1 protein-coding gene is annotated in these 365 nt (G+C 70.7%); it reads right to left on the bottom strand.

Annotation, left to right across the window (positions count from 1 at the left end; all coding sequences use genetic code 11):
* The coding region (locus tag UO65_RS13085; RefSeq protein WP_035282230.1) for a glutamate synthase-related protein at window positions 1–365 on the bottom strand (365 nt) is incomplete at both ends.

Genomic DNA, 365 nt, shown 5'->3' with positions numbered 1-365 from the left:
GAGGCGCCGGTGCCGCCGTCGTGCCCGGAGATGAGCACCACGTCGGCGTGCGCCTTGGACACCCCGGCCGCGACCGTGCCCACGCCCAGTTCGCTGACCAGCTTCACGTGCACGCGGGCGTGCTCGTTGGCGTTCTTGAGGTCGTGGATGAGCTGGGCCAGGTCCTCGATCGAGTAGATGTCGTGGTGCGGCGGCGGGGAGATCAGCCCCACCCCGGCGGTGGAGTGCCGGGTGCGCGCGATCCACGGGTAGACCTTGTTCGGCGGGAGCTGCCCGCCCTCGCCGGGCTTGGCGCCCTGGGCCATCTTGATCTGGATGTCGTCGGCGTTGACCAGGTACTCGCTGGTGACGCCGAAGCGGCCGGA

The organism is Actinokineospora spheciospongiae (genome assembly GCF_000564855.1).
Classification (GTDB): domain Bacteria; phylum Actinomycetota; class Actinomycetes; order Mycobacteriales; family Pseudonocardiaceae; genus Actinokineospora; species Actinokineospora spheciospongiae.
This window is presented reverse-complemented; position numbering and strand designations above follow the sequence as displayed.